Origin of the sequence: Streptomyces tyrfis (assembly GCF_037034285.1) — a bacterium.
Lineage (GTDB): Bacteria > Actinomycetota > Actinomycetes > Streptomycetales > Streptomycetaceae > Streptomyces.
In genome coordinates this window covers 25,055-36,715 of the sequence record NZ_JBAGJZ010000050.1, presented here as the reverse complement: position 1 = coordinate 36,715, position 11,661 = coordinate 25,055, and the positions used below count along the sequence as shown (strand labels likewise).

Sequence of the window (11,661 nt, the reverse complement as noted above, 5' to 3'; positions counted from 1 at the left end):
GCGCCAACTTATGTGCAGGCAAAGGAAGATGACAAGTGCGCCTCAACCGCCCGCCCGATACCCGCCGGTTCGCCATGACCGACCCCCCGTTCCGGCGCACCTGCCGAAGGCGAGGCCTCACGATCCAACCGGACATCCCGTCATCCCCCTTTCGCCGTACCCGAGTTCACCGGCCCTGGCCGCCCGGTCGCGTCCGGACGAGCCGGACGGCCCGGCGAACTCTGACGGTCCGGCACATTCGGAGGATCCAGGCGGCCCGTTGAATTCGGGTGGTTCGGGCGACCCGGTGAATTCGGACCGGTCAGACGGTCAGCGCCTCCCGCAACCGGTCGGCGAAGGCGTCCGGTTCCTCGACCGAGCCGACGTGCCCTCCGGGGAACTCCACGAGTCCGGCCCCGGTCCGATCCGCGAGCCGGGCGCCCGGGATCGCCGTCAGGAGGTCGCGGGAGTCCCGTCCCACCCCGATGACGAGCTTCTCCGCCGCCCGCCCGAGCCCCTCCAGATCGGGCAGGCAGCCGCTGAAGGAACAGAGCACCTGCTCCAGGAACACGGGCAGGTTGGCGCGCATCCGCCGGAACGCCTCGGCCTCCCTCGGGGACGGCGCCGCCACGGCCCGGGCACGGCCGTCCTCGGCTGGACGGTCCGCGGCCTCCCCCATGAGTCCCGCCGTCATGGTGGCCATCGCGGCGTCCACCCCGTGCTTCCTGAAGGACTCGCGCACCGCGGCGAACAGCCCGCGCCCCACCGCGGGATCGGGCAGCAGTTCCACCACCGGCGGCTCATGGGCGACCACCCGGCTCAGCCGCTCGGGGTGCCGGGCGAGCAGGTCCAGGGCGACGATGCCACTCGAACTGGTGCCGAAGACGGCCGCGGGCGCGCCGTCCGGCGCCAGCAGGTCGATCAGCCGGTACGCGTCGTCGCTCTGGACGTCCACCCGCTGCTCGGCGGGACCGTCGTCGAGGACGCTGCGCGAGTATCCGCGCGGGTCGTAGGCGGCCACGGTCCACCGGTCGGCCAGACGGGCCGCCATCCGGTCGTAGATCCCCGCGTCTCCGCTGCCGCCCGGGATCAGCAGCAACAGCGGCCCCTGACCGCGTACTTCGTAGTAAAGCGTCGCCCCCGCCACGCGCAGCCGGCCTGCGCGGTCGGGCGCGGCTCCGCCGGACGCCGTCCGGACGGACGGTCCGCGGTCGGACACGGCGGCTTCGGACGCCGCCCCTCCCGGCGGCGGCGTACCGGTCGTGCGGGTCGGCTGTTCGTTCGTCTCGTTCATCGTGCTTCCCCCTCGCTCACTGCGGACGACCAGTGCTCCAGCAGGAAGTGCAGGGCGTCGACGGCCCGTTCCCAGGACGCGTCCACCTCACGGGACGCGGCGAAACCGCCGTTCGCCTCCAGGGCGCAGTAGCCGTGAAGGGTGCTGCGCAGCAGTCGTACCGCGTCCGTGAGATCGGGTTCGGTCAGTCCGTACGCGCGCAGCATCGCGCCGATGGTCTCGATGGTCCGCAGGTACGCGGAGGACCGGACCGCGATCTCGGGATCGATCCGCATCTGGGTCGCCTCGTACCGTCCCGGCCGTTCCAGCGCGAAGGACCGGTAGGCGGCGGCGAACGCGATCAGGGCGTCCTTGCCGGCGCGCCCGGCGATCGCCGCGTTGATGCGGTCGATGAACTCCCCCGCGGCCAGCAGGGCGACCCGGGTCCGCAGATCGAGCAGATTGCGGACGTGGGAGTACAGGCTGGCGTCCCTCACACCGAACCCGCGGGCCAGCGCGGAGATCGTGACCTGGTCGAAGCCCACGGAGTCCGCCAGATCGGCCGCCGCCTCCACCACGCGTTCCGTCGTGAGACCCGCGCGCGCCATTCGCCACCCCTTCGGAGCCATGGTCAACCTAGTCTCCCTAGGTTATTTCCTAGGCTACCTAGGTCAGGGTCCGGCACACCACCGGATATCCGGGACGCCGGACGTCCAGGACGCCGCCCGCCCGGGACGCCGAACATCCGGCAGGCGGGCCGGGACGCCTCGGACGGCCCACGCCGATCGGGCCCTCCCGCGGCCCCGCGCCCATACTGAAGAACCGGTTCCCGACACAGATTGCAGAGCACACCGATGAGCGGTACCGCGCAGATCGGCGTCACGGGGCTGGCGGTCATGGGCCGCAACCTCGCCCGCAACTTCGCCCGCAACGGCTACCAGGTAGCCGTGCACAACCGGACGGTCTCGAAGACCGACGCCCTGATCGAGGAGTTCGGCGACGAGGGATCCTTCGTGGCCGCGCGGACGCCGCAGGAGTTCGTCGCGGCGCTGGAGCGTCCGCGCCGGGTGTTCATCATGGTGAAGGCGGGCGCGGCGACGGACGCCGTGATCCAGGAGTTCGTCCCGCTCCTCGAAGAGGGCGACGTCGTCATCGACGGCGGGAACGCGCATTTCGAGGACACCCGGCGCCGCGAGAGGGAACTGCGCGGGCGCGGCATCCACTTCGTGGGCGTCGGCATCTCCGGCGGCGAGGAGGGCGCGCTGCACGGGCCGAGCATCATGCCCGGCGGCTCCGCCGAGTCGTACGCGTCCCTGGGGCCGATGCTGGAGAAGATCGCCGCCAAGGCGGACGACGGCGCGCCGTGCACCACGCACATCGGCCCCGACGGCGCCGGCCACTTCGTGAAGATGGTCCACAACGGCATCGAGTACGCCGACATGCAGCTGATCGCGGAGGCGTACGACCTGCTGCGCAAGGTCGCCGGCTACTCCCCCGCCCGGATCGCCGAGACGTTTCGCCGCTGGAACACCGGGCGTCTCGACTCCTACCTCATCGAGATCACGGCGGAGGTCCTGGCGCACACCGACGCGGCGACCGGGAAACCGTTCGTCGACATCGTGCGGGACCAGGCGGAGCAGAAGGGCACCGGCCGCTGGACGGTGCAGATCGCGCTCGACCTCGGGGTGCCGGTCTCCGGCATCGCGGAGGCCGTCTTCGCCCGTTCGCTGTCCGGTCACACGGATCTGCGGGAGGCGGCGAAGAGTCTGGCGGGCCCCTCGCCCCGGCCGCTCGACGAGGCGGCGGCCGGGGCGTTCGCCGACCGGGTGGAGCAGGCCCTGTACGCGTCCAAGATCGTCTCTTACACGCAGGGGTTCCACCAGATCAGGGTGGGCAGCGAGGCATACGACTGGGACATCGACCTCGGCGCGGTGGCCGGCATCTGGCGGGCCGGGTGCATCATCCGGGCGGCGTTCCTGGACCGGATCCGGGCCGCGTACGAGGCCAGCCCCGAGTTGCTGAGCCTGCTCTCCGACAAGCGGTTCGCCGCGGAGATCGGCGGGGCGCAGGACGACTGGCGCGCGGTGGTCTCCGAAGCGGCACGGCAGGGCGTGCCGGCGCCCGGATTCTCCGCCGCGCTCTCCTACTACGACGGGCTGCGCGCGGACCGGCTGCCCGCGGCGCTCACCCAGGGGCAGCGCGACTTCTTCGGCGCGCACACCTACCGGCGCACGGACCGGGAGGGCTCCTTCCACACGCTCTGGGGCGGCGACCGCTCGGAGGTCGAGACCGGCTGACCCGGCGCACGGGTCTCATGCGCCGGGCTCGCATGCTCCCCCGAACCGCGCCCCTCCGACGACGGCCGCGCCCCTCGCACCCGCGCCCCTTCGAGCGAGGCGGCATCACCCGGACGGGTGCACCCGGGGTGCGGCGGCGCCGTCCCCGTGCGTAAGTGGCAGCGGGCCTTCCGCGCACGCACGCCGCGAACACGCTTCCAAGGTGTTTCTCGGCGTGCAGTCGCAGGGGCCCGAACTCCGTTTGACCGAACCGTTTTTGACCATCCCGAGTTCGACCGACCCGTGTCCGACCGACCCGTGTCCGACCGCTCCGCGCCGCACCGACCGGTGCCGCACCGACCCGAAGTCCGCACCGCCGAACCCCGTGGTGACCGGTACCCGCCGTCACCTCCTCGGCCGAGCCCCTGGAGCCCCCGCATGCCCGATGCCCCGCCGGAATCCGAACCCGCCGCGGCCCAGCCCGTCGTCGCGCCGCTGACCAGCGCCGCAGTGATCCTGGTCGCCACGGTCGAACCCGGTCGTGAGCTCGTCGTGCGCGAGGTGCTGCCGGAACTGCCGGCGATCGCCCGATCCCTCGCGTTCCGGTTCCCCGACTCCGGTCTGGCCACCGTGACCGGCTTCGGTTCGAACGTCTGGGACCGGCTGTTCGCGGGGCCGCGCCCCGCCGGGCTGCACCCGTTCCGGGAACTGCGCGGTGCCCGGCACCACGCCCCGTCCACCCCGGGCGACCTGCTGTTCCACGTCCGGGCCGAGCGGATGGACGTGTGCTACGAGTGGGCGTCCCAGCTGCTGGGCCGGCTCGGCGCGGCGGTGCGGGTGGTCGACGAGACGCAGGGATTCCGCTATTTCGACCACCGGGACCTGCTCGGGTTCGTCGACGGCACCGAGAACCCGGTCGGCGCGGACGCCCGGTCGGCGGCCCTGGTGGGCGACGAAGACCCCGCTTTCGCCGGGGGGAGCTACGTCATCACGCAGAAGTACCTGCACGACCTCGCCTCCTGGAACGGTCTGAGCACCGAGGAACAGGAACGGGTCATCGGCCGCACCAAGTTCGCCGACGTCGAACTTCCCGACGACGTCAAGCCCGCCGACTCGCACGTCGCCCTGAACACCATCACCGAGCCGGACGGCACCTCCCGCGAGATCCTCCGGGCCAACATGCCGTTCGGCAGCTTCGGGCAGGGCGAGTTCGGTACGTACTTCATCGGCTACGCCGCCGATCCGGACGTGACCGAGCGGATGCTCCGCAACATGTTCCTGGGCGATCCGCCCGGCACGCACGACCGCATCCTCGACTTCTCGACGGCGGTCACCGGCACCCTGTTCTACGCCCCGGGCGCCGGGTTCTTCGACGCCCTTCCGCCGTCGCCCGCCGGGACCGCGACCGAGTCCCCGTCCGAGCCGGCGCCCGAACCGATGTCCGTGCCGGCGCAGGACCCGTCCCCGGCCCGGCCGGACGACGGCTCGCTGCGCATCGGCAGCCTGCAGGAGAGCGCCCAGTGATGACCAACCTCCACCGCGAACTCGCCCCCGTCACCCAGGCCGCCTGGGACCAGATCGAGGAAGAGGCCAGGCGCACCTTCAGCCGCCATGTGGCGGGCCGCCGCGTCGTCGACGTCACCGGACCCGCCGGCCCCGGGCTGGCGGCCGTCGGCGACGGTCATCTGCGCGACATCGACCCGCCCACTCCCGATGTGATCGCACGGGCCCGTACCTCGATGCCCGTCATCGAGTGGCGGGTGCCGTTCACCGTGACCCGGGAGGCCGTGGACGACGTCGAGCGCGGCTCGGCCGACAGCGACTGGCAGCCGGTCAAGGGCGCGGCCCGCACCTGTGCGTTCGCCGAGGACATGGCGATCATCGACGGCTACGCCTCGGCCGGCGTCACCGGCCTCCGGGACGGCTCGTCGCACACGCCGCTGGCCCTGCCGGCCGACGCCCGGGACTATCCGGCCACGGTCAGCCAGGCTCTGACCCAGCTGCGGCTGGCCGGCGTCGACGGCCCGTACCGGCTGCTGCTGGGCGCCGACGCCTTCACCGAGGCGACCGAGACCTCCGACCACGGCTATCCGGTCGCCACCCATCTGGCCCGGCTGCTCGACGACCAGATCCTGTGGGCGCCCGCCGTCAGGGGCGGTGTGCTGCTGTCCACCCGCGGCGGCGACTTCGAACTGCGCCTGGGCCAGGACCTCTCGATCGGCTACCAGGATCACGACGCGACCGGCATCCGGCTCTATTTCCACCAGTCGTTCGTGTTCCGGATGCTGACGCCGGAAGCCGCGGTCCCGATCATCGCCTGACGGACGGACCCGCGAACCGCGGCCCAACCGGCCCCAACCGGCCGCGAACACCCCGTACACGGCCGGGCGGCGGGGCGATCGGGCGGCGGGGGCGCCCCGGCGCCGCCCCCCGCCGCCCACACACGACGGGCGCGCCCCGGCCTCCTCGGTCGGGGCGCGCCCGCTGTGCTGCGTCCGGCGGCGCTCAGGGGGTCATCCTGGCGGGCGGGGCGAAGGCTCCGGTTCCGGCACCGGCTCCGGGTTCGGGGCGGGCGGTTGCGGGATCGGATCCGGTGCCGGGCCGGGCGGAACGGGGCCGGGCGGCATCGGCGGCTGCGGTGGGGGCTCGGGCACCGGCCCGGGAGTGGGCGCCGGGGGCACGGGGTCGGGATACGGGTTGGTCATCGCGGGTCTCCGAGCGGTTCGTGGTGCGTCTCCTTCCACCGTCCCCCGGACCGGCTGCCCGCGCCCGGTGAACCCATGCGTACGGGTTCCGAATGATCTGTCCGGGGCCACGTGTCCCGGCCCGTCGCCTCCGCCCACCGAGCAGCGAACGGCGAACGGCGAACGCGCCGGCGACGTCGACCGGCGATGGCCGACGAGCGGCGTCGCCGGATCAGCGTCGCGCGGCGGCCACGGCGGCGGCCAGCCCCGAACGCGGACTGGACAGCACCGGAATCCGGGTGCCGGTGCGGCTGGCCGCGTCGGCCATGGACGCCTGCGCCAGTACGATCGCGTCGGCATCCGTCACCGCGTCCGCCGCCGTCGCGACCAGGTCGAGGAAGCCGTCCCGGTCACCGGCCGTGAAACGCTCCCAGGCCCCGTCGACCAGGACCGTGCGCACGCCGACCGGCCGCTCCCCCACCTCCCCCGTGTCTCCTGCCTCCCCCGTCTTCTCCGCCTTCCCGGTCTCCTCCGCGAGCAGCTCCAGGGTCGGGGACAGGGTGGATTCCAGCGCGGCGAGGACCACCACCCGCCCCCGTCGCACCGCTTCCGCCGCCATCGGCCGGTCCACCCGCAGCACCGGGACGCCGACCGCCGCCGAGGCCGCCTCCGCGACCCCGCCGATCGTCGAACAGGTGCAGAGGACGGCCGAAGCGCCCCCGGCCACGGCATCCGCGAGCAGTCCCCGGATCTCGTCCGCCACCGCCCCGGGCCCGTGTTCCCGGGCCCGCCGGAGCAGGCCCTCCCGTACCAGATGCCGCAGGGCGAGTCCGGGATGGTCCGCGTCGCGGAGGGCGTCGAAGGCCGGGACATGGACCGGGGAGGTGTGCAGAAGCGCGAGCGTCACCGCCCGAACGCTACAGACCCGCCGCTCGCGCGGTCGTCGCGGACGTCGATGTCGATGTCGATCCGGCCGGCCCGTTCCGACACGGCGGATGCTCCGCCGCTGCCGGGACGGTCACGGTCGGCGCCCCGCGGACACGGTGTGCGGACCCCGTCCGGTGCCGCTCCCCGGCACGGGTTCGGAGGCGTCGGCGCCGAGCCCGACGATGCGGTTGGCGGCGTCGACGTGCACGACGCGCGGCGTCAGACCGCGCGCCTCGGCGTCGTCGACCTGCGCATAGCTGATGAGGATGACCAGGTCGCCGGGGTGAACCAGGTGCGCGGCGGCGCCGTTGATGCCGATGACACCGGAGCCGCGCACGCCCTCGATGACATACGTCTCCAGCCGGGCGCCGTTGTCGATGTCGACGATGTGCACCAGCTCGCCGGGCAGCAGGTCCGCCGCCTCCATCAACTCGCCGTCGACGGTGACGGAACCGACGTAGTGCAGATCGGCCTGGGTCACGGTGGCCCGGTGGATCTTGGACTTGAACATGGTGCGCAGCATCGAGTACTCCTGAACCTAGGCTCCCTGCCTGCGTTTTTGCAGGTCAAGGGCGGTTTCCCTACCGTACGACGAATCGCGTGGCCGGGCAGCGTCCCCCAGGTTCTCAGGACTCGCGCCGACTGCTCGCCCGCTTTCCTGACTCCTCATCAGGTGAGTGCGACCACGGAAGGGCTTCGCCCGCTCTCCCGAACGCCATCGTGACGACGGCAGAAGCATGCGCGGCATCCCCCAGCGGAAAGGGGCCGACCGTCGACAGCGCGGGCCAGGGGCCGGTCGTGAGGCTGCCGCGGTCAGGCAGTGCCGGTGAGGCGCCTTGAGGCTTCCGGCCGGCCTGGCGGCCGAGGCCTACGCGGTCGACGCGCGCGAGGCGACGTAGTCCGCGCAGCCGTTGAGCGTGGTCAGCGAGGGGTAGTCCTTCTCCGGGAGCGGGAGGCCCGTTCGCCCGCTCAGGCCCTCGACGAAGTTGAGGAAGTCCAGCGAATCCATCTCGAGTGCGATCCGGAAGTCCTCGTCGGGTGAGAGTACGGAGACGTCGGCGCCTGGCACCACATCCGTCAGGATCTGTTTGATCAGTTCGAGGGCCTCGTCTCGGTTCACAGTTCCTCCGGTCGTTGGAGCAGTCGGTCGAGTGCCGTCAGGAAACGGGCGCCGGTCGCACCGTCGCTCGCCCGGTGGTCGGCGGAGAGCGTGGCTGTCACGGTCGGACGCACCGTCAGCATCCCGTCCACGGCCACGGGGCGCTCGACGACACACCCGAGACCCACGAGCGCCACCTGCGGCGGATAGATCACCCCGAACACCGTTTCGACTCCTTGATCGCCGAGATCCGTCACCGTGAGCGTGGGATCAGCGGTCTCCGACGCGCGCAGGCGCCCTCCGCGGGCCCGTGAGACCAGGTCCCTGAGCGTCGCCATGAGTTCCGGCAGGGCCATGATGTCGGCGTTCGCGAGCGCCGGTGCCGCGAGACCGCCGCCACGCAGCGAGACCGCGACGCCGAGCCGCACGGTCGCGGCCGGCGCGAAACCGTCGTCCTTCCAGTAGCCGTTCAGCTCGGGTACCTGACGTGCCGCGAGGGCGACGGACTTCAGGAGCAGGGCGGCGGGCACCAGGCGTTCCTCCACGGGGCTGCTCGCGTTCCGGTCGCGCATCCATGTCAGGGCGGTCGCGAGGTCGACCGTCGTGGACAGGTAGTAGTGCGGTATCTCGCGGTTGGCGCGCGACATCAGAGCGGAGATCGCCGCACGCGGGGCCGGTTCCCCCGCGGCGGGCCCCGCCGGCCGCGGGGGAACCGGCCCCGGCCGCTTCTCCTTCTCCGCCGTGGCGCGGCGGGGGTGGGAACGCGCGGTGCGTCGCTCCGCCTCGGCACGCACGTCGTCGGCCCTGACCGCACCCTCGCGTCCTGTGCCCCGGATTCGGTCCAGGTCCACGTCCAGCGACTGAGCCAGCCGACGGGCCAGCGGCGACGCCGGGACGCGGTGTCGCGGCCGGGACGCCGCACGCTCCACGTCGGCGCGGGTGATCCGTCCTCCGCTGCCCGAGCCGCGCACGGTGGCCAGGTCGACGTTCTTCTCCCGTGCCAGGTGTCTCGTCAGGGGCGTCGAAGCGGAATCGGCGTCGCGGCCGAGGGGTGCCGGGCCGGTCTCGTCCCGCCGCCCCGGCGTGCCTCGCACGGTGACCCGGGCGACCGGCCCGGCAGCCGTGTCGATGACCGCGAGGGGGGCGCCGACCGGCACGGTGGTACCCGGGGCGACCAGGAGGCGGCTGACGGTTCCCGAGTCGAAGCACTCGACCTCGATGGTGGACTTGGACGTCTCGACGACTGCTACGACGTCTCCCCTCGACACCGTGTCGCCCTCGCCGACCAGCCACTCCAGCAGCCTCCCCTCGTCCATGTCGGCGCCCAGGGAAGGCATGGTGAACTCGGGCATGTCAGCTCACCACCTGGCGGACCGCGTCGACGATGGAGGCCGGTTGGGGCAGCGCCGCCTCCTCGAGCTGCCGGGCGTACGGGATGGGCACTTCGGCGCTGCACACACGGTGCACCGGGGCGTCGAGGTCGAAGAACACCTGCTCGGTGATGCGCGCGGAGATCTCGGCGGCGAGGCTTCCGCTGCGCCAGGCCTCGTCCACGACCACGGCCCGGTGGGTACGGCCCACGGACTCCATGACCGTGGCGTCGTCCAGCGGACGCAGGACGCGCAGGTCGAGGACTTCCGCGCTGACGCCCTCCTCGGAAAGGAGGTCCGCGGCAGCCAGCGCCTTCGGCAGCGAGCCGCCGTAGGTGACGACGGAGACGTCCGTGCCGGGCCTGCGCACCGCCGCACGGTCGAGGTCGACGGCCTGGACCGCGGGGTCGAGAACTCCCGCGGCGTTGTAGAGGCTGCCGTGCTCGAAGATCAGCACCGGGTCCGGGTCGGCGAGCGCGGCCGCCAACATGTGCCGTGCGTCCTCCAGGGTCGCCGGGGCGAGTACCCGGATGCCCGGGATGTGGGCGTACCAGCCTTCCAGGCTGTGCGAGTGCTGTGCGCCCAGCTGCCGTCCGGCCCCCGTGGTCATGCGGATCACCACGGGCACGTTCAGTTGTCCGCCGGACATGTGGAGCAGGGTGGCCGCGTTGTTGAGGATCTGGTCCAGCGCGAGAAGGCTGAAGTTGACCGTCATGATCTCGACCACCGGCCGCATCCCCCCGATCGCGGCGCCAATGCCCGCCCCCACGAACGCGGACTCCGACAGCGGAGTGTCGCGGACTCGGTCGGGGCCGAACTCCTCCAGAAGGCCGAGGCTGACCCCGAAGCAGCCGCCGTATCTGCCGACGTCCTCGCCCATGAGGAACACCCGCTCGTCCCGCAGCGCTTCGCGCAGTCCCTCGCGGAGCGCTTCGCGGTACGTCGTGGGCGGCGGCGCGCTCGTGGATGTCCGGCGCGCGGTCATGAGGCGGCTCCCGCCGCGCTCGTCACGCTGCGGAGCAGGTCCGCGACGGGCTCCGTCGGCCCGTCCTCCGCCGACTGGACGGCGTGCTCGATCACGTCGAGCACCTCCTGTTCCATCTGCCGCATCGCGCCGTCGTCGAGGTGTCCCCCGGATCGCATCCGGTCGGCCAGCCCCTGGATCGGATCCCGCTTCTTCCACTGCTCGATCTCGGACTTGGGCCGGTACCGGTCCGGGTCGTACATGGAATGGGCGCGGAACCGGTACGTCTGTGCTTCGAGGAAGTGCGGACCGCCACCCCCGCGCACGGACTCCGCGGCCCGGCAGGCGGCCGATTCGACGGCGAGCACGTCCATGCCGTCGACGGTCCAGGCGGGCATGCCGTAGGACGCGGCACGCATCGCGAGGTTGGTCTGCGCGTGTTCTCGGGCCAGGCTCGTCCCCATCGCGTACAGGTTGTTCTCGCAGACCAGCAGCAGGGGCAGCTGCCAGAGCGCCGCGAGATTGGCCGTCTCGTGGAACTCGCCTTCGGCGAAGGCTCCGTCCCCGAAGAAGCAACAGGTGACACGTGCGGTTCCGCGCATCCGGTCGGCGAGCGCGAGCCCGGCGGCCAGGGGCAGTCCGCCCGCCACGATCGCGTTGCCCCCGTAGAAACGGCGCTCCGCGTCGAACAGGTGCATGGAGCCGCCGTGTCCGCGGCTGCAACCGGTGGCCTTGCCGTACATCTCGGCCATCACCGCGTCCGGGGGCACCCCGCGGGCCAGTGCGTGTCCGTGCTCCCGGTAGGTCGACACCACCGCGTCCTCCTGGCGCAGGGCGGCGTTGACGCCTACGGCGACGGCCTCCTCACCGATGTAGAGGTGGACGAACCCCCGGATCTTCGTGCTGCTGTACAGCTCGACACAGCGCTCCTCGAACCGGCGGATCGTGAGCATGTCCCGCAGCAGCGACAGGCGGTGCCCGGACTCGGACGTGATCCGCCCCGCGGTGGTGCCTGCCTTCTTACGCGTACTTCCGCGCACCGGCGGTCGGGCTGGTCGGTCGGTGCGTGCGGTGGTGCCGCTCATCGTC

Annotated in this window: 11 protein-coding genes; 3 read left to right on the top strand and 8 right to left on the bottom strand. The window is 72.4% G+C overall.

Annotation, left to right across the window (positions count from 1 at the left end):
- Positions 1-301 precede the first annotated feature (301 nt).
- Together WA762_RS29380 and WA762_RS29375 are read right to left on the bottom strand one after the other, a co-directional pair.
- Positions 302-1,273: an alpha/beta fold hydrolase gene (locus WA762_RS29380; protein WP_335939641.1), complete on the bottom strand. Its 972-nt coding sequence runs from the start codon at positions 1,271-1,273 to the stop codon at positions 302-304.
- Positions 1,270-1,860, bottom strand: coding sequence for a TetR/AcrR family transcriptional regulator (locus WA762_RS29375; RefSeq protein WP_335939639.1), 591 nt, complete (start codon positions 1,858-1,860; stop codon positions 1,270-1,272). Before WA762_RS29375 ends, WA762_RS29380 begins: the two co-directional genes overlap by 4 nt.
- A gap of 246 nt (positions 1,861-2,106) precedes the next feature.
- Between WA762_RS29375 and gndA the strand changes: the two genes are divergently transcribed.
- The 3 genes from gndA to WA762_RS29360 all read left to right on the top strand — a co-directional run bounded on the left by gndA (position 2,107) and on the right by WA762_RS29360 (position 5,849).
- Positions 2,107-3,549 (top strand): NADP-dependent phosphogluconate dehydrogenase, encoded by a 1,443-nt coding sequence (gene gndA / locus WA762_RS29370; protein WP_335939637.1) that lies wholly within the window; start codon positions 2,107-2,109, stop codon positions 3,547-3,549.
- 417 nt (positions 3,550-3,966) lie between these two features.
- Positions 3,967-5,052 carry a Dyp-type peroxidase gene (locus WA762_RS29365; RefSeq protein WP_335939635.1) on the top strand — a complete coding sequence of 362 codons (1,086 nt, stop codon included), beginning with the start codon at positions 3,967-3,969 and terminating at the stop codon, positions 5,050-5,052.
- Complete coding sequence (locus WA762_RS29360) at positions 5,052-5,849, top strand: family 1 encapsulin nanocompartment shell protein (RefSeq protein WP_335939633.1); 798 nt, start codon at positions 5,052-5,054, stop codon at positions 5,847-5,849. The genes WA762_RS29365 and WA762_RS29360 overlap by 1 nt, the downstream gene beginning before the upstream one ends.
- Positions 5,850-6,444: 595 nt before the next feature.
- Here the strand turns inward: WA762_RS29360 and WA762_RS29355 are convergent.
- The 6 genes from WA762_RS29355 to pdhA form a co-directional block, all read right to left on the bottom strand.
- The gene (locus WA762_RS29355; protein ID WP_335939631.1) at positions 6,445-7,119 is read right to left on the bottom strand and encodes an aspartate/glutamate racemase family protein; all 675 of its coding nucleotides are present in this window, start codon (positions 7,117-7,119) and stop codon (positions 6,445-6,447) included.
- Positions 7,120-7,230: 111 nt separating this feature from the next.
- Complete coding sequence (panD, locus tag WA762_RS29350) at positions 7,231-7,662, bottom strand: aspartate 1-decarboxylase (RefSeq protein ID WP_335939630.1); 432 nt, start codon at positions 7,660-7,662, stop codon at positions 7,231-7,233.
- A gap of 345 nt (positions 7,663-8,007) precedes the next feature.
- Complete coding sequence (locus tag WA762_RS29345) at positions 8,008-8,259, bottom strand: acyl carrier protein (protein WP_335939628.1); 252 nt, start codon at positions 8,257-8,259, stop codon at positions 8,008-8,010.
- On the bottom strand, positions 8,256-9,590 hold the full coding sequence (locus WA762_RS29340) for a dihydrolipoamide acetyltransferase family protein (RefSeq protein ID WP_335939626.1): 1,335 nt from the start codon (positions 9,588-9,590) through the stop codon (positions 8,256-8,258). The genes WA762_RS29345 and WA762_RS29340 overlap by 4 nt, the downstream gene beginning before the upstream one ends.
- A gap of 1 nt (position 9,591) precedes the next feature.
- Positions 9,592-10,593, bottom strand: a complete 1,002-nt coding sequence (locus WA762_RS29335) for an alpha-ketoacid dehydrogenase subunit beta (RefSeq protein WP_335939624.1) — start codon at positions 10,591-10,593, stop codon at positions 9,592-9,594.
- Positions 10,590-11,657 carry a pyruvate dehydrogenase (acetyl-transferring) E1 component subunit alpha gene (gene pdhA, locus WA762_RS29330; protein ID WP_335939622.1) on the bottom strand — a complete coding sequence of 356 codons (1,068 nt, stop codon included), beginning with the start codon at positions 11,655-11,657 and terminating at the stop codon, positions 10,590-10,592. The genes WA762_RS29335 and pdhA overlap by 4 nt, the downstream gene beginning before the upstream one ends.
- Between the last annotated feature and the right edge of the window lie 4 nt (positions 11,658-11,661).